This is a genomic window from Aeromicrobium sp. S22 (genome assembly GCF_009661045.1).
GTDB lineage: Bacteria > Actinomycetota > Actinomycetes > Propionibacteriales > Nocardioidaceae > Aeromicrobium > Aeromicrobium yanjiei.
The window spans coordinates 1-24352 of sequence record NZ_WJWV01000001.1; the positions used below are offsets into that span (position 1 = coordinate 1).

Annotated in this window: 19 protein-coding genes; 12 read left to right on the forward strand and 7 right to left on the reverse strand. The window is 64.9% G+C overall.

Features of this window, described 5'->3' with window-relative positions; genetic code table 11:
• From GEV27_RS00005 to GEV27_RS00015, 3 genes are all read right to left on the reverse strand, one after another.
• Positions 1-454 (reverse strand): NAD(P)-binding protein (locus tag GEV27_RS00005; protein WP_309221935.1); only part of this gene is annotated, 454 nt, incomplete at its 3' end.
• Between the two features lie 1322 nt (positions 455-1776).
• A complete protein-coding gene (locus GEV27_RS18155) occupies positions 1777-2895 on the reverse strand; it encodes a glycosyltransferase (protein WP_309221936.1) in 1119 nt (372 codons plus the stop codon).
• On the reverse strand, positions 2896-4437 hold the full coding sequence (locus tag GEV27_RS00015) for a sugar transferase (protein WP_153933151.1): 1542 nt from the start codon (positions 4435-4437) through the stop codon (positions 2896-2898).
• Positions 4438-4668: 231 nt separating this feature from the next.
• On the opposite strand from GEV27_RS00015, the gene GEV27_RS00020 reads away from it, so the two are divergent.
• Positions 4669-5841: a nucleotide sugar dehydrogenase gene (locus GEV27_RS00020; RefSeq protein WP_309221937.1), complete on the forward strand. Its 1173-nt coding sequence runs from the start codon at positions 4669-4671 to the stop codon at positions 5839-5841.
• A gap of 233 nt (positions 5842-6074) precedes the next feature.
• Here the strand turns inward: GEV27_RS00020 and GEV27_RS00025 are convergent, their stop codons facing one another.
• The gene (locus GEV27_RS00025; RefSeq protein ID WP_153909676.1) at positions 6075-6245 is read right to left on the reverse strand and encodes a hypothetical protein; all 171 of its coding nucleotides are present in this window, start codon (positions 6243-6245) and stop codon (positions 6075-6077) included.
• A 141-nt stretch (positions 6246-6386) separates the two neighbouring features.
• On the opposite strand from GEV27_RS00025, the gene GEV27_RS00030 reads away from it, so the two are divergent.
• The 6 genes from GEV27_RS00030 (at position 6387) to GEV27_RS00055 (ending at position 12983) form a co-directional block, all read left to right on the forward strand.
• Positions 6387-7172: an MBL fold metallo-hydrolase gene (locus GEV27_RS00030; protein WP_153933152.1), complete on the forward strand. Its 786-nt coding sequence runs from the start codon at positions 6387-6389 to the stop codon at positions 7170-7172.
• Positions 7173-7532: 360 nt separating this feature from the next.
• Positions 7533-8978, forward strand: coding sequence for an MFS transporter (locus GEV27_RS00035; RefSeq protein WP_153651297.1), 1446 nt, complete (start codon positions 7533-7535; stop codon positions 8976-8978).
• 16 nt (positions 8979-8994) lie between these two features.
• Entirely contained in the window at positions 8995-10443 is a 1449-nt protein-coding gene (locus GEV27_RS00040; protein WP_153933153.1) for an MFS transporter, read from the forward strand.
• Positions 10444-10826: 383 nt separating this feature from the next.
• Positions 10827-11519, forward strand: coding sequence for a class I SAM-dependent methyltransferase (locus GEV27_RS17615; protein ID WP_194944091.1), 693 nt, complete (start codon positions 10827-10829; stop codon positions 11517-11519).
• Positions 11520-11801: 282 nt separating this feature from the next.
• Positions 11802-12770 (forward strand): acyltransferase family protein, encoded by a 969-nt coding sequence (locus GEV27_RS00050; RefSeq protein ID WP_153933155.1) that lies wholly within the window; start codon positions 11802-11804, stop codon positions 12768-12770.
• A complete protein-coding gene (locus GEV27_RS00055; RefSeq protein WP_153933156.1) occupies positions 12771-12983 on the forward strand; it encodes a hypothetical protein in 213 nt (70 codons plus the stop codon).
• On the opposite strand, the gene GEV27_RS00060 is transcribed toward GEV27_RS00055, so the two are convergent.
• Together GEV27_RS00060 and rfbB are read right to left on the reverse strand one after the other, a co-directional pair.
• Positions 12984-14321, reverse strand: coding sequence for a bifunctional dTDP-4-dehydrorhamnose 3,5-epimerase family protein/NAD(P)-dependent oxidoreductase (locus tag GEV27_RS00060; RefSeq protein ID WP_153933157.1), 1338 nt, complete (start codon positions 14319-14321; stop codon positions 12984-12986).
• A 156-nt stretch (positions 14322-14477) separates the two neighbouring features.
• Entirely contained in the window at positions 14478-15476 is a 999-nt protein-coding gene (rfbB, locus tag GEV27_RS00065; RefSeq protein WP_153933158.1) for a dTDP-glucose 4,6-dehydratase, read from the reverse strand.
• A gap of 61 nt (positions 15477-15537) precedes the next feature.
• Here rfbB and rfbA point away from each other — a divergent pair, with 61 nt between their 5' ends.
• From rfbA to GEV27_RS18160, 4 genes are all read left to right on the forward strand, one after another.
• A complete protein-coding gene (rfbA, locus tag GEV27_RS00070) occupies positions 15538-16401 on the forward strand; it encodes a glucose-1-phosphate thymidylyltransferase RfbA (protein ID WP_153933159.1) in 864 nt (287 codons plus the stop codon).
• A 93-nt stretch (positions 16402-16494) separates the two neighbouring features.
• Positions 16495-17925 (forward strand): polysaccharide biosynthesis tyrosine autokinase, encoded by a 1431-nt coding sequence (locus tag GEV27_RS00075; protein ID WP_309221938.1) that lies wholly within the window; start codon positions 16495-16497, stop codon positions 17923-17925.
• A 176-nt stretch (positions 17926-18101) separates the two neighbouring features.
• Entirely contained in the window at positions 18102-18491 is a 390-nt protein-coding gene (locus GEV27_RS00080) for a hypothetical protein (RefSeq protein WP_153933160.1), read from the forward strand.
• Between the two features lie 26 nt (positions 18492-18517).
• Complete coding sequence (locus tag GEV27_RS18160; protein WP_153933161.1) at positions 18518-20485, forward strand: DUF4012 domain-containing protein; 1968 nt, start codon at positions 18518-18520, stop codon at positions 20483-20485.
• Between the two features lie 69 nt (positions 20486-20554).
• Here the strand turns inward: GEV27_RS18160 and GEV27_RS00090 are convergent, their stop codons facing one another.
• Positions 20555-21472 (reverse strand): sialidase family protein, encoded by a 918-nt coding sequence (locus GEV27_RS00090; RefSeq protein ID WP_153933162.1) that lies wholly within the window; start codon positions 21470-21472, stop codon positions 20555-20557.
• A gap of 1200 nt (positions 21473-22672) precedes the next feature.
• Between GEV27_RS00090 and GEV27_RS00095 the strand changes: the two genes are divergently transcribed.
• On the forward strand, positions 22673-23956 hold the full coding sequence (locus GEV27_RS00095; protein WP_153933163.1) for an O-antigen ligase family protein: 1284 nt from the start codon (positions 22673-22675) through the stop codon (positions 23954-23956).
• Positions 23957-24352: the final 396 nt, after the last annotated feature.

Below are 24352 nucleotides of genomic sequence, written 5' to 3' on the forward strand. Positions count from 1 at the left end.
TGAACGCCTCGTACAGCGGCTCGCCGATCAGCGAGATCGCCTTCTCCTCGAGGTTCGCCGGCTCGCCGGTGATCATCGCGGCCTGCTCGGCGACCCACGCGCGGGCCTCGTCGGGGGAGTACGCGGCGCGCTGGAACTGGTTGATCGTGCCGAGGTTGATCGGCAGCGGGAACACCTCACCGCGGTACGTCGTGTAGACGCGGTGCTGATAGGGCGTGAACGTCGTGAACCGGTTGACGTACTCCCACACTCGCTGGTTGGAGGTGTGGAACAGGTGTGCCCCGTAGCGGTGGACCTCGATGCCGGTCTCGGGATCGATCTCGGAGTAGGCGTTGCCGCCCAGGTGGTCGCGGCGATCGATGACCTGGACCTTCAGGCCCAGCTCACGCGCACATCGGTCGGCGATCGTCAGGCCGAAGAAGCCCGAGCCGACAATCAAGAGGTCAGCTTGGATCACGCGCCTAATTGTATCCTGCCATGTGAGCTCTGTGACATGGGGTGGCCCGGTCTCACTACGCGTCATCGGCACAAGCGACGTGCGGCCATGTCGAGGGTGGCGGAGGGCCCAGTTGGGACGCAATACCTCGGTAGCCTGGCCGCGCCCTATGGCTCGTCAGCATCAGGGACCGGACCGGTGTAGTTCCTCCCGAAGTGAGATCGCCAAGGCAACCCGCACTCGTGCGGAGAGTGGGCCAAGTCTCGGTCCGCGTCTTCGGACGCATACCGCCCAGCAGCGTTCTGTGTGGCTCAAGCCCCGAGGAGCGGCCTAGCGCTGTGTGACCCATTTGGGGTCAGGCGGAGTGCGAGAAGGTACTTTCGACCATGTCGAAGCTGGCGTTCTGGGTTTCCCCCCGCCCCAAAAGAACAGATTCGACTGATCGCGACACCTCTGCCAGACGGCCCGGGGAGGTCCGTTGCGATCACTTCCTTGAGCGAAGCATGCGCGTCGGACCGACGAGGCGGACATCGGCCAGGAACGAGCCCGCGAGGGCACCGCAAAACGTGATTCACGCTGGTCCGGTCTCGGCGGGGCGACGTTCAGAACAAAGACTTTCTGCCGCCCGTCGGCGTCGTCGCCTGTCGCGACCATCACGACTGGGGATACGCCGCGGCCAGCTTCTCGGACCTCCATTCTCCGCGTCAGCGGCGACGAAGGTGAACGGTCCGTCGTCACCGAGTGGACGGCGGAACTCGAAGGGAGGTCGAGGACTGCTGCCTTGGCGAGAGAGACCTGCGACGTCGACGGCAATGAACATCTCGACTGCTTTGATGGGCTTATCCAACCGGTCCCAGGAGAGCCGACGAGAATGGCGGCTCCCCACCACGGTGATCAGCACCGCCACGCACCTCGTGCGGCGCTCGAGCAAATGCTCCGGAGAGACCCTGACCGCAGGTTTTAGGTCGCGAGATCGACCGTGAAGACGCGCGCGTCCAGCGACTGGCAGCTGACGGCGGAAGCCGTTGCGTCACGTAGTGCGGGCTGGACGCCCCGAGTCGCCGACAGCGCTACCCCTCTGTCACGGACTCGACTTAAGATTCGGCATGTCCGGGTCGCTACGTGGGGTCGACTTGCGAGATCTCCACCAATCGGCTTTGGGATCACACCCAGTCACGCCGAGTGCGCCAAACCACGGCCCAATCGACAGCAGGAGCTGGACAGAACAGGCCTCGTCTGTTCGTCATCCGGGTATCCGCTGCTTCGTTGTTGGCAACCCTCGCCTCGCGCCTCTCCCACGGGATGCGTTCGTCTATCTGTCGATGGGTCCCGCCGCCGCTTCAAGAGCGTGAACAAGCTGATCGAAGCAGCGACTCATAGGCCGCGCACACGCCGGGCCAAGAATACTCTTCGGCAGCTCTAGCTACGGAACGCTCCCTGTAGTCTGCCGGGTCCTGAAGCATGCTGGTGACGCTGCGCGCGATTGCGTCGGGTGTCGGTTCGCAAAATACTCCAGCATCCGCCAATACCTCGCGGTTGTACACCGTGTCTCGAGCCACGACGGGAACCCCGACCGTCATTGCCTGTACGAGGGCCGGATTCGTACCCCCGACGCTGTGCCCGTGAAAGTATGCTCCGGCGTTTTGCCAGAGCGCAAGGAGACGCTGATCATCGCTGATATGCCCCACCCAGCGAACTCGCGAGTTGCGCTCCGCCAGTGAAGCGACCTCCTCTCGAATTGGGTGTCCCTCCGGAGCCGACCCAACTAGAACGACATCGTGGGTTTGAGCGATCTTTTCGGCCGCCAACACGAACTCCGAGATCGTATTCTCGGGTACGAACCTAGCAACCAGCAGTGCATACTCGTGCTTAGACAGTCCCGACTCAACGGGAAGCTCGCCGACCGTTTCGCCGCCATACGGGATAAACGTGCCAGTGCGTCCAAACTCTTTCGTCCAGAACTCACCGATGGCCCGCGCATCGAATACCAAATGATCCGCGAACTTGGCAGTAAGCCGCGCGCCCCACCGGAACATGGCTTTCGCCAGACGGCCCCATTTGGCACGATGCCACTCAATCCCGTCTACGTTGACAACGACCGGAATGCGCCGGGCCTTTAGGAGCGGCAGCCAGTACCCGTTGGCAACGTTCATCACCAACACGACGTCCGGCTTACGAACAAGCGCGTGCAAGCAGGCACTCAAGCCAAACGTCAGGGTGCTTAGCGAGTTCGAGTCGATGCCCACTGTTTCAACGGATCGGATGCGTCCATCCAGATCGGGATCGTCCGTCTTCAGTTGTCCTTTACGGCCATAGACCGTTACGTCCCAACCCTGCTCTGCAAGATGAGGGGCCAACTTACGAACGGCAGTCTCGAAACCCCCGTAGTAACTCGGGTAGCCACGAGTACCGATGATGGCGACACGCTTGGCCCGGGCACTTCCGACTTGCTTGAGCACTTAGTAAGCTCCCTCGGATCTAACGACAGCGCGGAGAGTCCTCCAGATGATTTGGAGATCTCGGAGCATTGACCAGTTCTCGACGTAGTCAAGGTCCAGCCGAACGGTCTCGTCCCATGTAAGGTCGGACCTTCCGCTGACCTGCCACAGGCCGGTAATCCCCTGGCGGACAAGTAGACGCTTACTCACATGCCCTTCGTACTCCGCGACCTCCGACGGGAGTGGAGGACGCGGTCCGACCAGACTCATCTCGCCTCTCAAGACGTTGAATAACTGCGGAAGTTCATCGATGGAGAAGCGTCGCAGGTGCCGCCCCACGCCAGTGACCCGCGGATCCTTGCGCATCTTGAACATGGGACCTGAACCGTCATTGAGGGTGGCAAGAGATGCGACGTGCTGATCCGCGTCACTGACCATTGTCCGAAACTTCAGCATCTCGAACGACACCCCACCGACGCCAACTCGAGTTGATCGATACAAAACCGGACCTGGACTCGTGGCTTTCACTGAGACAGCGACGCAGAGCAGGAGTGGCGAAAGAACGATCAGCGCAAGAAGGGCGGTCGTCTTGTCGAAAACGACCTTGCTCAACTTTGCCGCTCCGGCATACTGTGGCTCCTCGAGCTGGATGAACGGCATATTCGCAACGGCGCGAAGGTGTATACGAGGCCCCGAGACGTCTACCACATTCGGCGAGACTAAAAGATCAACCTCGACGTCGGCCCCTTCGAGGTCCCATGCAAGGGACCGGAGGCCAGCTGGACCGAGGTGTTCAGTGTCAGTAACGATCACCGCGTCGGCCGCAGCGATGGAGAGCGCGTCCGCGATAGTGTGATGAGTCCCGAGAACAGGGATCAGGCCTCCCGGAATCTCCAGCCGCTCGTTATCCCCGACTTGGCGATCGGGGATCCACACGCCGCTAACGGCCATCCCGGAGGTGGGAGCTTGCTGGAGCACACGCGCTGTATGCAGCGCCGACTCGATCCCACCGATAACCAAGACCCGAGACATGTTGCGCCCCTTGGCCCGACCGCGGTGGAGCCAGACACGCCACAGTTTCCGATTAACCAGGATCAGCCCTAAACCGACGGGAAAGGCGACGCCGAGATAGCCGCGCGACATGTCGAACTTCAGCAGTACCGAAGCGATTGCAACCCATCCGAACAGAAGGACTGTGGTTCGAATAACCAACCGATATTCCGCTGCGCCCTCACCAAGAATGCGCACGTCCCGCGTCTTCCCGAGCGTGAGCATCAGCCACCAAACAGCCGCGATGATGACCCCGAGAGCGGTGTAGCTCAAACGCACCGAGCCGGGAGTCGTTGCAGAGACATCCGTCCCGAATCGTGCGAACTCGGCGATGACGACAGCGGCTCCGAGCGAGAGGGCGTCGGTCACGGAAAGGCCGCGGGCATAGAGCGTCCGCCAAGCACCGCTTCGAGCGTGACCTTCGCGGCACTCTGCGTGGTCAGAACCTGAGCGTGCCGGCTGCTGGCTACCGGCATCGTGTCTTCCCTGCTGACTGGAGATGGTATCCGTCATGCACCTCTCCCCCGTTGCGTGCCCGCACTGGGTAGAAAAAGCCCAAAGCGAGAACCTGTCCGTATGACTTTAGTGCCGACCACCCCGCCCGAAAGGCTCTATCTCACGAAACGAACCTGTGGCCCAACGAGAGATGAGTCACACTGACTCCTTGACATCTCCACACCGCGAGTCCCCGATGCCCGCGACTGGTCCCCCGCGACCGGCGCGGACGCCCGATAGGCTCGTCACGTGAGCACAAAGATCGCCGTCGTTGGCTTGGGGTATGTCGGACTCTCAATTGCCGTGTTACTGGCGCAGCACAACGAGGTTGTGGGCTTGGAAATTGACTCTGCCAAGTTGCAAGAACTCAGGGCCGGGCGCAGTCCAATCCACGATCCCGAGATCGAGACTTTCCTCGCGCGCGGAGACCTCCAGCTCCAGTTCACTGATGACCCAGCTCTCGCCTACGAAGAGGCCGAGTACGTCGTCATAGCGACCCCCACCGACTACGACGTCGACACCAACTATTTCAACACTCAAACTGTGGAGAGCGTCATTCGCGACGTCACCACGCAACAGCCGGACGCCACCATGGTCATCAAGTCCACGATCCCTGTTGGATTCGTACTAGATGTGCGTGGGCGGCTCGGAACGCAGAATGTGATCTTCTCTCCAGAGTTCCTTCGTGAGGGACGGGCTCTCTACGACAACCTCCACCCCTCGCGCATCGTGGTCGGCGAGCAAAGCAGTCGCGCACAGCGATTCGCCGACTTGCTCATGGGCGGAGCAATTGAGAAGGGGTGTCCGGTGTTGCTCACCGAGCCCACCGAGGCGGAAGCTATCAAGCTGTTCTCGAACACGTACCTCGCGATGCGCGTGGCCTACTTCAACGAGCTCGACTCGTTTGCGATCAGCCATGGGTTGTCGACGCGGCAAATCATTGACGGCGTGGGGCTAGACCCGCGCATCGGGACGCATTACAACAACCCGTCGTTCGGCTACGGGGGATACTGCCTGCCCAAGGACACGAAGCAGTTGTTGGCCAACTACCAAGACGTGCCGCAGACGCTGATCAGCGCGATCGTCGATGCGAACCGCACCCGCAAGGACTTCATCGCGGACGACATCCTGCGCCGCGGTCCCAAGGTTGTAGGTATTCACCGCCTCATCATGAAGTCCGGGTCGGACAACTTCCGGGCCAGCAGCGTGCAGGGCATCATGAAGCGGCTCAAGGCCAAGGGGATCGAAGTCGTCCTCTACGAGCCGGAGCTTCTGGAGGACGAGTTCTTCAATTCGAGGGTGATCCGCGATCTTGACGAATTCAAGGGTGCGTCCGACGTGATTGTTGCGAATCGCCTGGTTGATGAACTTAGCGACGTTCGGGATCGCGTGTACACGCGGGATCTCTTCGGGTCGGACTGAGCAGGACGGGCGCGCACCCACGCGCACGGCCCCTCGGGAGGTCGGGTCTTGCCGTGAGGAGGTTCGCGATCCCAGTCGCGGCACCTGCGAGGGCTAGGGCGGCAATAAAAAAGATGCCCAACGCCAAACTTGCGAGCGCCGCGGGGATCATCTTGAGGTCCATAGGCGGAAGATATGCCTCGGGCGTCAAGCCCACATAAAACCTCGCTTCGAGGCCCGGAGAAGAGAACGCCTCAGGACTCGTCGGTGCTCGCAGCGGCGCGCTTGCCGGGGTTCGCGTCTTCTTCGAGGTCGCTGTCGGTGAGCGGGTCCTCGCGCTTGGCCATGCCGTACTTTGCCCGTGTCTGCTTCTGGGCGTCCGCCAGCTCGCGGATCAGACGCGCCTTGTCTTCCTCGAATGACATGTCCGAAGCATAGGCCCGTCGCGCGGCCGGCGGGTCAAACGGGCCCGCCTCCGCGCGGCTTGTCTCGGCGCGGCGCTGCGTTTGCGCTCAAATCCCACGACTCTTGATGCGAGTCTGCGTGAGGTGGGTCAGGATGCTGGGATGGTCGTCCACCACCTCAGCTGCGGCACGTTCGACCCGCCCCTCGTCGGAGAGATCGTCTGCCACGTCCTTCTGGTCGAGGCCGATGCCGGCCTGGTGCTGGTCGACACGGGCCTGGGCCTGCGTGACTACGCCGACCCGAAGGGACGCATCGGGCCGACGGGCAAGCTCTTACGACCCGTCTCGGGAGTACCCGACACGGCGCTGCGCCAGGTCGAGGCTCGGGGATACTCAGCGGCCGACGTCGCCCATGTCGTCGTGACGCACCTCGACTTCGACCACATCGGCGGTCTGTCCGACTTCCCGTCGGCCACCGTCCACACCACCGCGGACGAGCACGCCGCAGCGATCACGTCACCGGACTTCCTCGACAAGCGCCGCTATCGCCCGGCTCAGTGGGCGCACGGGCCCGTCTGGCAGCTGCACGAGGGGAAGGGCGACAACTGGCGAGAGGGGCTGACCGGGCACGAGGTGCTGCCCGGCATCACCCTCGTGCCGATGCCGGGACACTCCCGGGGCCATGCCGCGGTGGCCGTCGACGCGGGGGAGCGCGGGTTGATCGTCCACGCGGGCGACGCCGTCTTCGACGCGTCGTCGTACGCCGACGTGACGCCCGGCGGGCGTCCGTTGGACAAGACGCCGATGCTCCGAGCGTTCGAGCAGACAGTGGGGCGCGATCGCCGGGCGATCGCACGCAATCACCGAACCCTCCGGCGACTCAACGACACGGACGGGGTGATGGTCGTGCCTGCGCACGACAAGCGGATCCTCGACGACCTCAGGTAGATGGCGGGCGAGGTTCGGGCGTGCTAGGTGGTCTGTTTCCCGCGCACGTGGAACGCGGTGCGGTGTGGGCAGATGCTGCCGTTGCGGAGTCGGCATCGAAGGCGTGAGCGTCTCCACCACTTTTTCATAAAAGCGACGCTAGCGACGTTGATGTGGTAACTGGAAGTCACCGATGTGCCGGTGGGACAACATGCCTCGAATGCCGGGAAGTCCGGACTTGCGCGCGGAAGGCCGGTGCGGCCGTGACGGATCGCACGCGCCGTTTGGGTGGCGAACTGGAGACGCGCTCCGTAAAGTTCGTTGCGCCAATCAATTGCCTTGGCTAACTAATTTTGCGTCTTTTTTTGAGGTTGTGCCGCTGTGCCCACGTCCACCCGTCGCACCCATTACTGGGTGACGTTCGCCGTCCTAGCCGTCTCCGTCGCGTCCTACACGCTGATGCAGTCGTTGACCGTCCCGGTGCTGTCCGAGATCGAGGCCGAGTTCGACACCAACCAGAACACGGTCACCTGGGTGCTGACGGCGTATCTGCTGTCGGCGTCGGTCTTCACCCCCATCATGGGACGCCTCGGAGACGCGTACGGCAAGCAGCGCATGCTCGTGGTCTCCCTCGCGGCGCTCGCGCTCGGCTCGCTGGCTGCCGCGCTGGCCCCGACCATCGGCCTGCTGATCCTCGCCCGGGTCATCCAAGGCGTCGGCGGCGGCGTGCTGCCGCTCGCGTTCGGCATCATCCGCGACGAGTTCCCGATCGAGAAGATCGGCGGAGCGGTCAGCATCGTGTCCTCGCTGCTCGCGGTCGGCTTCGGCGCCGGCATCGTCCTGGCCGGTCCGCTCACGTCGACCCTCGGCTTCCGCTGGCTGTTCTGGCTGCCGTTCATCGTCACCGCGGTCGCCGCCGTCGTCGCCGTGCTCGTGGTGCCCGAGTCTCCCGTGCGTACGCCCGGGCGCATCGCTGTGCTGCCCGCGGTGCTGCTGTCCGGCTGGCTGATCGCCCTGCTGCTCGGCCTGAGCCAGGCACCCGACTGGGGCTGGGGATCGCCCAAGGTCATCGGCCTGCTGGTCCTGGCTGTCGTGCTGCTCGCGGCCTGGATCCGCGTGGAGCTTGTCGTCGAGGTGCCGCTCATCGACATGAAGATGATGCGCCTGCCCGGGGTGTGGACCACCAACCTCGTCGCGCTGCTGCTGGGCGTCGGCATGTACGCCTCGTTCGGCTTCATCCCGCAGTTCAACCAGACGCCCAGCGAGAGCGGCTACGGCTTCGGGTCGTCGATCACCGAGTCCGGCATGATCCTGCTGCCGTCGGCCATCATGACCTTCCTGACGGGTCTCGTCGCGGCGCCCATCGCCCGACGGATCGGCCCCAAGACCGTCGTCGTGATCGGCTCGGTCCTGGGAGCGGTCGGCATGTTCCAGCTCGCGGCGTTCCACGACGAGAAGTGGCAGGTCGCCCTCGCCAACGGGATCACCGGAACGGGCATCGGCCTGGCGTTCGCCTGCCTCGCGGGTCTCATCGTCGCCGCGGTGACCCCGCAGCAGACGGGTGTGGCCAGCGGCATGAACGCCAACATCCGCACGATCGGTGGCTCGATCGGCACCGCAGTCATGGCCAGCATCGTCACGGCGCACGTCCTGCCCAGCGGCTTCCCCAAGGAGATCGGCTACACGGCCGGTTTCCTGGTGCTCGGCGGGGCGCTGCTCGCAGCCGCGATCGCCGGCCTGGTCATCCCCTCGGTGTCGGAGAAGAAGATCGCGAAGAAGCTCGACCAGGAACGCAACGACCGCGACCTGTCGATCATGGGCGCCTGAGCCGGACTACGTCTCGATGAAACCCCTCCGAAGCGCAACATCCTCGTCGCGCGGCACCATCGTGGTCCTCGCCGTCGGCGTCGGCTCCTTCGGACTGCTGCAGTCACTCATCGTCCCGGTGCTCTCCCAGGTGCAGGAGCGGTACGAGACCGATCAAGCGACCACGGCGTGGGTCCTGACCTCCTACCTGCTGGCGGCTGCTGTGGCCACGCCCCTGATCGGTCGCATCGGCGACGCCGTAGGCAAGCAGCGGATGCTGATCGTCACCCTCTCGATGCTGGCGATCGGCTCGGTCATGGCTGCACTCGCGCCAACGATCGGCTGGATGATCGTGGCGCGAGCGGTGCAGGGCATCGGCGGTGGCGTGCTGCCGCTGGCGTTCGGCGTCATCCGGGACGAGATCTCGCCTGCCCGGGCGGGCACCGCAGTCGGCATCGTTGCATCGCTGGTCTCCGCCGCGTTCGGCATCGGCATCGTTCTGGCCGGGCCGATCGTCGACGTGCTGGGCTACACCTGGCTGTTCTGGCTGCCGGCGATCTCGACAGGGTTGGCCGCGATCGGCACCTGGTTCCTCATCCCGGAGTCACCGGTGCGGATGTCCGGGCGCATCAGCGTCATTCCTGCGGTGCTGCTGTCGGCTTGGCTCGTTCTCCTGCTGCTCGCCCTCAGCAAGGGCAACGACCTCGGCTGGGTCTCGGCCCCCACCTTGGGCATGCTCGCCGGTGCGGTGGTCATCTTCGCTGCGTGGATCGGCTCGGAGCACCGGGCCACGACGCCACTCATCGACGTCCGGCTCATGCGCACGCGCGGCGTCTGGACTGCCAACGTGGTGGCGCTCATGACCGGGCTGGGCACATTCGCCTCGCTCGGATTCCTCCCGCAGATGCTGCAGACCCCGACCGAGTCGGGCTACGGCTTCGGCGCATCGATCTCGGAATCCGGGCTGATCCTGCTCCCGTCGTCGTTCATGGGCTTCGTGATGGGATTCGTCGCACCACGGATGGTGCGGCGGTTCTCCGCACGCCGGGTCATCTTCGTGGGGCTGGTCTCCAACGCGGTTGCGTACGGGGCGGTGGCGCTGTTCCACGATCAGGTGTGGCAGGTCGCCACCTGGATGTTCTTGCAGGGTGTCGGGTCGGGCTGTGTCGTCTCGAGCCTCGCGGTGGTCGTGCTCCGGTCAGTGCCGCCTGAGCAGACCGGGGCCGCCAGCGGAATGAACGCCAACATCCGTCTGGTCGGTGGGTCGCTGGGCACCGCGATGATGGCCGGTGTGATCACCTCCAGGACGGGGACCGGCGGCTTCCCGCTCGAGGCGGGATACCGCGATGGCTTCGTTGTGCTGGCCGTCGCTCTCATCGTGGCAACGGGGGTGGCGCTGCTGATCCCCGAGACGGGTCCCCGGTCGCAGGCGGCCGAGGTCGCTGTCCGCGAGCCGCAGGTGGACGCGGCCCGGGCGCAGGTCTAGCTACCACTCGGCGAACGCGACGGCCTTGATCACGACGTCGAACTGCGACCTGTCGGTCTGGCGACCGCTGCAGGCTTAGTGACATCAGGTTGGGGCCTTGACTAGGCGGTGGCGTCGGCTAGCTGGCGTGCGAGCTCGCAGGCACGTTGGCGCCGCGGATGAGGTTGTGTGGCCGTGGAGCGTCGAGCTCCATCGGCTTCATCTCGGCCAGGCGGGCGTAGGTACATGGGCTGGAAATGGGAAACGACGAAGCCCTTCCGGTAGTGGTGGTGGCTGGGTCAGTGGAGCGGCAGTTTCGTCCGGTGAATCGCCACGAAGATCAGACCTCAGCACGCGTAGCCGCTAGGCTCCGGAACTCCGGACACGACAGAAGGGAATCGATAGTGAACCAGACCCGCTCGCTACGACGACGCGGCCGCCGCTTCATCACTTATGCGCTGCACGAGGCAGCTCAAGACATAGACCTTGAGCGCTACCGGCAAGCGGTCGCTACCTCTGCGCAATTCGTGGACGAGCACATGCCGCTAGTCACCGGCTTCCGTGGCCCTAGCCCTCTAGACGCGAAAATCGATCTGCTGCGGTGGGCCCTCCACCAGGCCCCTGATGAAGGTCTGGTTTTGGAGTTCGGTGTTGCAACCGGCCTCACGATGCGGGAGATCGCCGCTAACCGACTGCCCGCCCACGGCTTCGACTCGTTCGAGGGGCTTCCCGAGGCGTGGCGCGGAGGGTTCGCCGAAGGCGCGTTCGCGCAAGACCTGCCCGACGTCGGCGAGGCCGAGCTTCACCGAGGCTGGTTCGAGGATTCTCTGCCCGGATTTCTTGAGACTCACGACGGACCGATCGCGTTCGTGCACATGGATGCCGACCTCTACTCGTCAACCAAAACGATCTTCGACCTGGCGTTCGACCGATTCGCACCAGGAACGATCATCCTTTTCGACGAGTACTTTAACTTTCCCGGGTGGCAGCAGCACGAGCACAAGGCGTTCACCGAGTTCCTCGAACTCTACGAGGGCGGCGCTGAGTACATCGGCTTCAACGCGCTCCACGAGCAGGTAGCGGTCCGCCTGACATGACACTCAATTATGCTATTCCCGCTGCACGAGAGCCTACGTACTCCGCGGGGCGACGCCCTTGACGCCGGCCCGCGCGAGTGATGCGGGGAGACGTCGGGCCCCTGCTGGGCGTGCGGGTCGGCGGGCAAATCGACTACTCCGACGACCATGTACCGGGCCCGCTGGAAGACCAACCAGTTCTATGATTGAGGCGCGCGGACAGCGACGCCCGTGCCACTAATCCGTTCGGTCGATCTCCCCGATTGCCCCCACCGTATTCGGGCTGCGGCGATACTGATCCCTATGCCGCAGACAAGAGACTCATGGGTCGACGTTACGAAGGGTGTCGCCATCGTTGGCGTCGTCCTGTTCCATGCGGTGTCGCTGGCCACTGCCGCAGGCCCAGACAGGCTCTGGACCGCGGCAGGTTACGGGTTGTTCGCATTCATCATGCCGGTCTTTTTCATGATGTCGGGGCTCTTCGCGGGCCGCCACCTCGATCTTCCTTGGCCCGAATATCTACGGGCACGGGTCTGGCCGATCGCATACCTGTGGGTGGCCTGGGGACTTCTGTATGCAGGGCTTCACGCCGTAACGGACGGTCGGCTCGGTGGGACTCTCTGGCACACCATCTCGCTGCAGACCACTCTCTGGTACCTCGCGGCGTTGGCCATGTACCTGGTCATAGCCCGCGCCGTGCGAGACGTTCCGTCTTGGCTTCAAATAGCGGGCGCCACCGTAGTAGCCGCACCGTTTGCGATCTGGTTCCCGTTCGACGCATGGGGGCTCGGGCATACCCCACACTTCTACGTGGCGTTCGCAGTGGCCACCCTGTTTCCGGCTCGACTCCTGGCGTGGGGTCGATCCGTTACGTGGCGAATGGTCCCCGGTTTACTGATGGCGTCGGCCGTGCTTGGCGCCGCGGTGCTGGCTGCTCCCGAGACGCGCAGCGTTGTGTACGCCCTGTCGCCCTTGCTCGTTGTGCCCATAGTGTTCGCGTTGTGCCGGCTACTGACCTCAACTGGTCGGACGGCGGAGGCGTTTGCGGCTCTCGGCGTCCAGTCGCTGGCTATTTATCTGATCCACCCGATCGTTCTGGAGACCTTCGGGGCAATAGTTGGCGACAGCGATACCGCCCTGGGCGTGACGTTTCCCATTGGCGCCACGCTCGCTTCTGTTGCTCTCGGGTATCTGATCGGTCGCACCCTCGGACGAGCACCTTGGATCTTTGCGCCACCGCCACGCCGAGCCGAGAGGCTGTCCGCTCCATAGTTGATCGACGCAGATCCGGCGAGTCGGCACTGCTTGCGCGGCGCAGGCGGCAATCCGCGGCGGGATCGCACGGCGACTTCTTCGTGCTGGCCCTCGCTCTCGTCGCGGCGCACGTTGGTGGCGCTGCTGATCCCCGAGACGGGTCCCCGGTCGCAGGCGGCCGAGGACGCTGTCCGCGAGCCGCAGGTGGACGCGGCCCGGGCGCAGGTCTAGCTACGCCAGGACGCTGCTCGCGGGCCGGGGGGCCATCTCCTTGCCCCGGCCGTACTCCTGCGTCGACACCGGCGAGACACGGGCCGGATCCGCTCCGGCCTCGGCGAACACGTCGCGGGCGATCTCGAACCAGCTGCGAGGCTCGCCACCACTGGTGACGTGGTGGACGCCGTACGGTGCGGCGTCCGCGAGGAGGCTGCGGATCCCCGCGGCCAAGTCGCTCGTGTAGGTCAGCCGGCCCACCTGATCGTCCACGACGGCCGGATCCACGCCACGCTCGGCCAGCGACTGCATCGTGGCAATGAAGTTGGGGCCGTCGCCGACGACCCAGCTCGTCCGGACGATGTGGTGCTTGGGGACCGTCATGACGACCGCATCGCCGGCTGCCTTGGTCTGGCCGTAGACACCCAGCGGCGAGAACAGCTCGTCCGTCGTGTGCTCGGCCGTCTCGCCGTCGAAGACGTAGTCGCTGGAGACGTGGACCAGGGTCAGGTCGTGGGCGATGGCCGCGCGGGCCAGCTCGACGACGCCGTGCACGTTGATGCGCCACGCGTCGCGGCGGCCCTGGGGCGTCTCGGCCTCGTCGACCTTCGTGTAGGCGGCGGCGTTGATGACGGTGTCGAACTGCGACCAGTCGACCGATCCGTACGCGTCGAGGTCCGCGATGTCGAAGTCGCTGCGCGACCACGCGGTGGCGTTCGGCAGCTGCGTGACGAGCTCGCGGCCCAGCTGGCCGTTCGCGCCGAGGATGAGGGTGCGAGGGCTGTCGGGGTCGGTGCCGGCCGGCTCGAAGACCATCGGGGTCAGGTCGGCCAGGCGCGGGTGGGCGCGGTCCTTGTCGGACAGCTCGGCGACCGCCAGCGGGATCGGCCAGTCGATCGCGACGGTCTCGTCGGCCAGGTTGAGGAACGTGTACTCCGCGTCGGGCGTCCAGTGCGCGTTGACGAGGTACGTGTACGCGGTCTTGGCCTCGAGGGTCTGGTAGGAGTTGCCGACCCCCTTGGGCACGAAGATCGCCTGTCCGGGGCCGAGGTCGGCGGTGAAGACCGTGCCGAAGCTGTCGCCCGCCCGCAGGTCGACCCAGGCGCCGAAGATGCGTCCGGTCGCGACCGAGATGAACTTGTCCCACGGCTCGGCGTGGATGCCGCGGGTGGTGCCGACGGCCTCGTTGTAGGAGATGTTGTTCTGCACGGGGCCGAAGTCGGGCAGGCCGAGCGCGGTCATCTTCTCGCGCTGCCAGTTCTCCTTGAACCAGCCGCGGTTGTCCCCGTGGACGGGCAGGTCGAGCAGGAGCACGCCGGGGATCGAGGTCTCGTGGATCGTCAGGTCAGTGGACATGTCGCCTCGTTCGGGTGGCGTTGGGGTGGTGGGGGTGTCGCCTCGCTTCGCTCACGGTCGGCCGCAGGCGGCCTCCCTGGCGACCGGGGGTGGGGTGTCGCCTCGCTTCGCTCACGGTCGGCCGCGGGCGGCCTCCCTGGCGACCGGGGGTGGGCATCAGTGGCCCAGTTGCTGGTACTTGGCCTCGGTCTGCGCCTTCTGCGGGCGCCACCAGGCCTCGTTGTCGCGATACCACTCGATCGTCGCGGCCAGCCCCGCGCGGAAGTCGCTGAAGGCGGGGGTCCAGCCCAGCTCGGCGCGCAGCTTGCTGGAGTCGATCGCATAGCGCAGGTCGTGCCCGGCCCGGTCGGTCACGTGGTCGTACGCGTCCGTCGGCAGGCCGCTGAGCTCGAGGATCAGCTCGATGACGGTCTTGTTGTCCTTCTCGCCGTCCGCGCCGATCAGGTACGTCTCGCCGATCTCGCCCTTGTCGAGGATCGTCAGGACGGCCGAGCTGTGGTCGTCGGCGTGGATCCAGTCGCGGACATTGAGCCCTTCGCCGTACAGGCGCGGGCGGATGCCGTCGATGACGTTGGTGATCTGGCGGGGGATGAACTTCTCGACGTGCTGGCGGGGGCCGTAGTTGTTGGAACAGTTGCTGATCGTCGCCTGCACGCCGAACGAGCGCACCCAGGCGCGGACGAGGAGGTCGGAGCCGGCCTTGGTCGAGGAGTAGGGGCTCGACGGGTTGTAGGGCGTCTGCTCGGTGAACCGTGCGGGGTCGTCGAGCTCGAGATCGCCGTAGACCTCGTCGGTCGAGATGTGGTGGTAGCGCTTCTCGTGCTTGCGCACGGCCTCCAGCAGCACGTACGTACCGATGATGTTGGTCTGCAGGAACGGGGAGGGATCGTGCAGCGAGTTGTCGTTGTGCGACTCCGCGGCGAAGTGCACGACCGCGTCGTGATCGGCGACCAGCCGGTCGACGAGCTCGGAATCGGCGATGTCACCCACGACCAGCGTGACCCGATCGGCCGGCAGACCGGCCAGCGACGCCTCGTTACCGGCGTACGTCAGCTTGTCCAGGACGGTGATGACCAGGTCGGTGTGGTCGACGAGATGGTGCACGAAGTTCGATCCGATGAACCCCGCGCCACCGGTGACGAGAACGTTACGCATGTGGCAGAGGTTACCTTTGCCGACGGCCTGTCTGACATCCGGAGCCCGTAGGCTGCGTCACATGAAGGGCATCATCCTGGCCGGTGGCACTGGCTCGCGTCTCCATCCCGTCACCCAAGGCATCAGCAAGCAGCTCGTGCCGGTCTATGACAAGCCGATGATCTACTACCCGCTCTCGACGCTGATGTCGGCCGGTATCCGCGACATCCTCATCATCACCACCCCACACGACGCCGACCAGTTCCAGCGCCTGCTCGGCGACGGCAGCCAGTTCGGCATCTCGCTGACCTACGTGCAGCAGCCCTCGCCCGACGGCCTGGCGCAGGCGTTCATCCTTGGCGCCGACCACATCGGCGACGACTCGGTCGCGCTCGTGCTGGGCGACAACATCTTCTACGGCTCCGGCGTGGGAACCAAGCTCCAGCGCTTCCAGCAGATCGACGGGGCGTTCGTCTTCGGCTACCGGGTGGCCGACCCCACCGCGTACGGCGTGGTGGAGTTCGATGAGTCGGGACGGGCGATCTCGCTGGAGGAGAAGCCGGCCGAGCCGCGCAGCAACTACGCGATCCCGGGGCTGTACTTCTACGACAACGACGTCATCGGCCACGCGCGCGACCTCAAGCCGTCCGCGCGCGGCGAGCTCGAGATCACCGACCTCAACCGCATCTACATGGAGCTCGGCAAGCTCAACGTCGAGGTGCTGCCGCGCGGCACGGCATGGCTCGACACCGGGACGTTCGACGACCTCAACGACGCGTCCAACTTCGTCCGCACCGTCGAGAAGCGCCAGGGGCTCAAGATCGCGTGCCCCGAGGAGATCGCCTGGCGACTCGGCTTCCTCACCGACGACGAGCTGCGCCAGCGGGCCGCCCCGCTGGTCAAGAGCGGCTACGGAAGTTACCTACTAGGACTGCTAGAAGGATGATCTGCGCGGAATGAGACACACGCTCTCCATTGGCCAGCCGTGCCGGTTAGACTCAGTCGACCTGCCAGTCGGCACATCTCGGATGGAGCACCAGTGGACCTGCGCGACTACCTGAAAGTCCTTCGCACCCGATGGTTCTCGATAGCCATCTGCGGACTCGTTGTGCTTGGGATAGCGGCCCTCCTGACCTGGCGGGCAACCCCTCAGTACGCGTCGTCCGCTCGCCTGTTTGTATCGACGCAGGGATCGACTGATGACGCGCAGGCGAACCAAGGCGGCCAGTTCTCGGTTCAGCGGGTGAAGTCCTACGCGGATCTACTCACGGGGCAGGCGATCGCAAGACGCGTCATCGATGACCTCGGACTCGAAGAATCCCCCTCCGCACTCGCTGGACAGATCTCCGCATCGTCGAAGCTAGACACTGTTATTTTGGCCGTAACGGTCACCGACCCTGACCCTGAACGAGCCCGTCTTCTCAGCGACGCTGTCGCGAGAGTATTCGTCGAATATGTTGCAGAGCTTGAAACTCCGCCTGGGCGAGACGAGGCGACCATCAAGGCAACGATCGTCGACCCGGCTTCGGTGCCCGGCTCGCCCATCTCTCCCCAGCCGATGCGCAACATTTCGCTCGGCCTCCTGATCGGTCTGCTTCTCGGGGCGGGGGTCGCACTCCTCCGCGAAACGCTTGACACCACCATCAAGTCCACACGCCAACTTGAGTCCCTCGTCGACGCCCCCATCGTCGGCACCATCAGCTTCGCTTCTGACGCCGTCGATACTCCGCTGATCACGGGCCTAGACACCTACGCCCCCCGGGCCGAGGCCTTCCGAGTGCTGCGCACCAACTTGCAGTTCATCGACCCGGACATCGAACGCAAGGTGTTCGTCGTCACAAGTTCGCTTCCCGGCGAGGGCAAGACCACCACGGCCATCAATCTTGCACTGGCGCTGGCGGAGGGCGGAGAGCGGGTTGCACTCGTGGAGGCCGATTTGCGTCGTCCGAAGATCGCCGAGTACCTCCGCGTCGAGTCCAACGTCGGTCTGACCACGGTCCTGATCGGTCGGCTGCCTCTCGACGATGCGTTGCAGCCCTCCGCGCGCGCGGGCCTCACCGTGCTGACCAGCGGCTCGACGCCGCCCAACCCGGCCGAACTCCTGAAGTCGACCTCGATGACCAATGTCATCGCGTCCTTGCGAGAGCAGTTCGACATCGTGCTTATTGACGCCCCGCCACTTCTCCCGGTGACGGATGGCGCACTCCTGGCCGCCGAGGCCGACGGCGCACTGCTCGTGGTACGTCACGGGAAGACCACGTCCGACCAGGTGACGGTGGCGGTCGAGCGCCTCGAAGCCGTGGGAGCCAGGCCCGTGGGCGTCATCTTCAACATGCTCCCGCCTAGAGGCGGGGATGGTTACGGGTACGGGTACGGGTACGGGTATGCGCCAGAGGCCGGGACGCACGCCGAGACGACCAATAGCCGGACGCGTGATACAGATCACACTTCGTCCTCGACGACTGCGTAGAGACTGCAATACCAGTAGAAAACAGCCATGCCGCCCCCGGAATTGGGACAGGTTGTTTCTCTTGCGTAAACTTTGTTGACATCCGTTCACATACAGGGTCTTTGTCCCCTAGTCTTTAGCGAAGCATCATTCGGGAAGTATCTGCACATGGCTTCAATGCCAGGAGAAGGAACACCATGAAGAAGACAGCACTCGCGCTGTTCGCGTCGCTGGCCTTGGTTCTCGGCATGGGAGCCCTGGGCAGCACCGCTAACGCGGCGTACCCCAACACCGTGAAGACCAGCGTTTCGGCGGCCGGCAAGACCGTCAACGAGGGATCGACGTTCAAGGTCACCGCCAAGGTGAGCGCCGGCAACTCGACCGTCGGTGGCCGCGTCACTGCCGTGTTCAACGGCAAGAAGTACAACGCCAGCCTCAGCGGCGGTCGCGCCACCATTTTCGTCAAGGCTCCCAAGGTCAAGAAGACGACTGTCAAGACCCTCCGCCTCAACTACAAGCCCTACGCGGGCTCGGTCTACAAGGCGAGCAGCACCTCGATCTCGGTCAAGGTCAAGAACAAGAAGTAATCTCGACTCTGTCGAACAACACAGAAGTGGGGGGGGCCGCGGCGCCCCCCCCAGAACCGGGGAACAAACACAAAAAAAAAAAGGGGGGGGTGGGGTCAAATAACACCATTTATATTCCACTCTTGCCAACCACCAAGTGGGGGGGCCCCCTGGGGCGCCCCCACTTCTGCTTTGCACCAAACAGAATGACGAAGGGGAGTGCTGACGTGGCACGCAGGCAAGACTCGGGACAGCCGAGGATCAAGAGCAACCGGCGCAAGTGGGTCATCCTGGCAGGGGTCGTGGGTCTCGTCGCTGTCGTGGTGGCAGGGCTCGGGCTCTACGCCTACAGCAAGCTCTCATCGGCGCGAGATGACCTCAACCTCGCCACCGCCGACGCGAGCGCCCTGCAGGACGCGCTGACCGTCGGCGACCAGGCGAGCGCGAAGACCGAACTGGCAGACCTGCAGGCGCACGTCGGCTCTGCCGATTCGAGCCTTGACAGCTCTGTGTTGTCGCTCGCTGCGAAGACTCCCTACTTCGGCAAGAACATCAAGGCCGTACGCACCGTGAGCTCGGCTGTCGGTACCGTCGCGAACGAAGGCTTGCCCCCCTTGGTGGACGTCGCCGACAAGTTCAACGCCAAGACGTTCAACCCCAAAGGCGGACGGATCGACATCGACGCCCTCGCCGCGTTGAACCCCGCGCTCACCAAGTCGTCAGCCGCCATCGACAAGGCAGACGAGCAGATCCGCAGCGTCGACGCCGCCTCGCTGCTCGGCCAACTCCAAGACCCCGTGGCCGACGCTCAGGACAAGATCGGCGATGCAGCGAGCATCGCGTCGAGGGCCACGACTGCCTCGCGAGTGGTGCCCCAGATGTTGGAGGGCAAGCACACCTATCTGTTGCTCTTCCAGAACAACGCTGAGATCCGCGCGACCGGAGGCCTGCCCGGAGCGTTCGCGGGCCTGCAGGTCGACAACGGGACCGTCAAGCTGGTCGGCCAGGGCGCGGGCGCCGACTACGGGGAGCGTCCCCGCAATGCGACGTCGCTCAGTGCCGAGGAGAGCAAGCTGTTCTCCACCAAGATGGTGCGCGACTTCCGCGACGTGAACTTCACCCCCGACTTCCCCCGTGCCGCCGCGATCGCGGCGGCGTTCATCAAGAACGAGCGGGGTGTTGACGTCGACGGTGTGCTGTCCATTGATCCAGTCACCTTGTCGTACGTGCTCCAGGCCACCGGTCCGATCGACCTCGAGGACGGCACCCGCCTCACGGCGGACAACGCGGTGGAGGTGCTGCTCAACGGCGTCTATGTCAACTACCCGGGCGGTGCCGAGCAGGACGCCTTCTTCGCGAGCGCGACGGACAAGATCTTCGACAAGGTCCTCTCCGGTGCGGGCGACCCGACTGCGCTGCTCAAGGCGCTGACGCGTGCGACCAACGAGCGTCGAGTTTCCCTGTGGACGCCCGACGAGTCGATCGCAAAGGACATCGCGGGCACGCGCATCGCCAATGCCTTGCCGACCGGCAAGGAGGACAGCCCGGCGATCGGCTTCTATCTGAACGATGCCACTGGCGCGAAGATGCAGTATTACCTCAACTACGGCGTCAAGGGAAAGGCGACGAAGTGCGCGGACGGCGTCCAGTCGTATGCGACGGAGATGACGCTGCAGTCGACCGCACCGGCGGACTCCGCGACGCTGCCGGAGTCGATCCGCGGCCCCGGTTTCGGTGCGGAGCCGGGCTCGATGCTGGTGAACCTGTATCTCTACGGTCCGGATGCCGGCAAGATCAGCACCGTCCGGATCGACAATGAGCCGACGACGTTCACCCGCGCGAAGCACGACGGCCGCCCGGTCATCATCCTCACGGTCCAACTCGACCCGGGGAAGACCGTGACGGTGCAGTCGTCGATCGCCAGCGGCAAGGGACAGTCCGGAGACACGACGGTCAGTTCGACGCCGTCGATCGTTCCGGGCGCGTCGGTACAGACGTGGAAGACCGCCTGCTGACCCCTGCCGCCACCTGACCGCGGGCTCCCTGGGACTTGGTCCCGGGAGCCCGCGGTCACGTGTGAGGGATCAGGGCTGCATCCAGGACTTGCCGTCATCGGTGCTGACATACGGCTGATCCGCGACCACGGCAGCGAGGCCGTTGACCGTGGCGCTGATGGCCTGGGCGGGGTCGCCGGCGATGCAGCCGCCGGGCGTCCAGGTGACGCCGCCGTCGGTGGTGGAGAACTGGTTGGCGCCACAGCCGCTGTAGCGCGCGAGGGCATAGCCCTTGCTGGGCGTGATGAACGTAGCCACGCGGACGTTGTCGAGGCGTCCGAGCGTCACCCAGGTCTTGCCGTTGTCGCCCGAGCCCCGCACCGTGCCGTTGGCGCACGAGACGCGGCCTGACTCGGGGGTGACCTGGCTGACCGATGTCACGACGCAGCCGGCGCCGACGGAAGACGTGCCCGCGGGGGTGACGACGTTCCGGGCGGAGTCGGCCGAGGGATACCAGAGGTCGATCTCCTTGACCTCGTCCCACGTCCGCCCGCCGTCGGTCGAGGTGAGCTGCTGGGCCTTGCAGTCCTCGTCGGTGCCGACAACGATGATCGACGCTGCGCCGGTCGTCCGGACGGTCAAGGTCGTGGTGAGCCCGGTCTTGGCCGGGGCGAAGTCCTCGCCGCCGTTGGTGGACACCGACACCTCCGCATCCTTGCCGGCCGTGCACCGGCCGCGGGTGCCGTAGACGATCGTGCCGTCGTTGGCCGACGCGAGCGCGACCGCGGCGGACGCCCGGAAGGAGTAGTCGACCTGCGTCGGGGCCGAAGCCGTCTCTGAAGTGGTCGCCCCGACGGGTGAAGGGCTCGGGGACCCGGTTGCCGGGGCCGCGGCGGGCACATCGGATGAGGGAGGCGTGCCGTTGACGTGCCGCACGGCTCCGACAACGAGGACGACGTCCAGGATCCCGAAGGCGATCAGCAGGGGGAGGCCGAGTCGTTTGCTCACCCGCCGATCCTACGGGCGCGAGGGGGCGTGCGGGGGCGCGCTCGTGTGATCTGTACCTACAGCGGCACCAGGTTCACGTCGGCGGCTCGGCGGCGCCGTTCGTTACTGCGTCCCGAACTTCTTACGACCTGGGTATCAGTTGCGGTGCGCCACCGTGGGCACGGACCAGCCGTTCGTGGGTTGTCGGAAGGAGGCCCCTCTCGCACGTCTATGCCAAGAGGCCCACGCCGCCCAACTCAGACAGGTATTGGACCCGTCTATTGCTGCCAAGATTGCGACGGTTGAGAACACTGTCGCCAGCATTGACGGGGCCAAGACTTACACCAATCTCATGGGCCTCCGCTCAACGACATGGTTCGGCATCGGGCCGGCATCGGCTCGGCGGCATCCCCTTTTACCGGAACAGCATCGTCGACGGGCCAACGATGGGCGACCTCCTGTCGTCGGCCACCAGATCGACATCATGTTGCAGGGCGGCTCCGCAGGACGGGTGCAGTCAGGCGTCGCCACCATCGCATCAGCCTGGAAGAGCCTCACTCTGACGACAGGTGTCACTCCGATCGTGGCTGGCTGGACCATCAACATCCCCTGCGCTGGACCGGTTGGGGCGCCGCTCGCGGCGCGCGTCAAGAGCATTGCCGACGACAGCTAAGGCATCTATGTCGGAGGCTCAAAGCCGGTCGGGTCGACACCCCACTACGGCCTCCGGCTCGGCAACGGAGCGACACGACTGGACGACGCCGCTGAGGTCTGGAACGCCGACACCGACAAGGTCGGTCTGATGGTTCGCGCGCCCCTTGGTGCCACCGGGACCGGGCAACGCACCGATCGCCAGCACGCCGATCCTCAACGAGGGCAACGCCACGGCGCGGATCATCGTCGGCCCGGTTTCAGGCGGCCTGCACGGAATCAGGCTCGGGTCGGGCAACGACGCCGAACTGTGCCGGTCCGGACCTGGATCCATCGAGTCCAGCGGCAAGTTCAAGTGGGTGGCCGCCAACGAGACCGCAGGAACGCTGGCGGGAGCGACTGGAAGTTCGGCGTCATCGGTTCAGAAGGCGTCACCTACTATCTGACAGGACAGACCGCCTGATGCAGGGAATCATGTACCTCCTCAACCAGGCCGGTGAGGCGCTGGCGCAGGCCAACGCGGAGAACGAGGAACTGCGGAAGGCAACCCCCACACCGTAGGATCAGCGCATGCCGCTCGACATCCTGCTCATCATCGCGGCTGCGGCCTTCGTCGGAGCCGTAGTGATGGTGTCCCACCGCAGCGGCAACGACGTCATGACCTTCGCAGTCGGTGCATCGGCTGGGCTGGTCGATCTACGGATCGGCCGCTTTCACGTGTTCACCATCCTCGTGGTTCTGTGGCTGATACCCCGACTGCTGAACAGGCGGGCAGTCGCAGAGAGCAAGGTGCCGCTGGTGCTTATCGGCTGCTCCGCCACCTTGGCCACGTCGGCGCTGCTCGGCGACCTGGTCAACAGCAACTCGCTGGTCATACAACTCATGGTGCTCACCCTCAGTAGCGTCATCCTGGCGCTCTGGGTGCAGCCGCGCGAGGTAGCCGTCATGCTGCGGGGAGTGCTCACGATCTGCACGTTCGCTTCCGTCTTTGCGATGGGGCAGGTAGCAGGAATCATCCCCGTCGAGGTATGGCACGCCCACGTCAGCAGCATCGGTCGACCTGTTGGCATCTACCCCGAACCCGACTGGCTGGGCCTCTTCTCCGCCATCGGCGTGGTCCTCGCCTGGCGATCCGTTGACCAGAAGCGATGGCTCTACCCGCTGGTCATGATCAACGGCGCTGTTTTTGTGCTGGCGTTCGCTCGGGCGGCGTGGGTGGCCGCCATAGTAGCCGTCGTCGTGTACTACGCGGTTGGGCTGTTGATCAAGAACAAGGAGCGTTCGGTAAAGCGTCGAGGGCGGGCGATCCCCTTGGTGCTCGTCGCGCTAATCTTCGGCGGGACAGCCCTCGCAGCGATGCCCGCTCTGCGCGCGGACTTGACGACACGGCTCGCGCGCACGGTAAGCCTCGACCAAGAGGATGCGTCTGGCAAGGCGCGGATCCAGCAGACCGAGGGTCTGCTGTTTCTCGCGAGCGAGTCGCCTTGGCACGGGCGCGGCCTTTCTGCGGCCGGTCGAGTGGGCGTCTCCGGTCTGCTTTACACGGCCGAGGAGTCTCAAAACAACGTGGCCAGCAACTGGATACTCGGGAACTGGGTTGACGGTCGATTCCTGGCGCTGCCCTTTATGGCATTCATGATCGGGCTGGCCGCCATTACAGCTCGCACCCTGCCCGGACAAATCCTAGTGATTGTGCTGGTCAACAGCTTCTTCTCCAACGCCACGTACTTCCCGATCGCCTGGATCGCGGTCGGCTTGGCGTTAACTCAGATATCGGCCTCGGCCAGGACGACGCCGTCTGGCGCGACCAGCCGGACTCCAGACAGGCTGCTCGGCGGCCACAGCGTCGGCTAAAGTCCCGGTCACAAAGTAGAGATCCCCGTCCGCGGTCGGCTCATACAGGACGTCGAGGTTCCCCTCTCGCTGTGTGACCTGCGCAGTGCCGGATGCCGACCCGTCCGACGACTCGCAGGGCCGTCCACACCCCGTCATCGGCAAATGCGGCCTCCCAGATTAGGTCTGCGTTCGCGTTCCTTGATGTCGGCACCATCCCGATGCGGTCGTCCTGGGCCTCAAACCGTCATCCGCCGCCACGTAGTCGTCGACCAGCGGCTTTGTGTCCGGCAGTGCAATGACGCCCAGTACGAGTGCGATGAGCGCGACAATCCATGGGTTCTTCGCGCTGTCAGACATACGGCCCACCATCGCTGATCGCGAATCCACCCGGCGCAAGTCACCCTGCAAATGCTG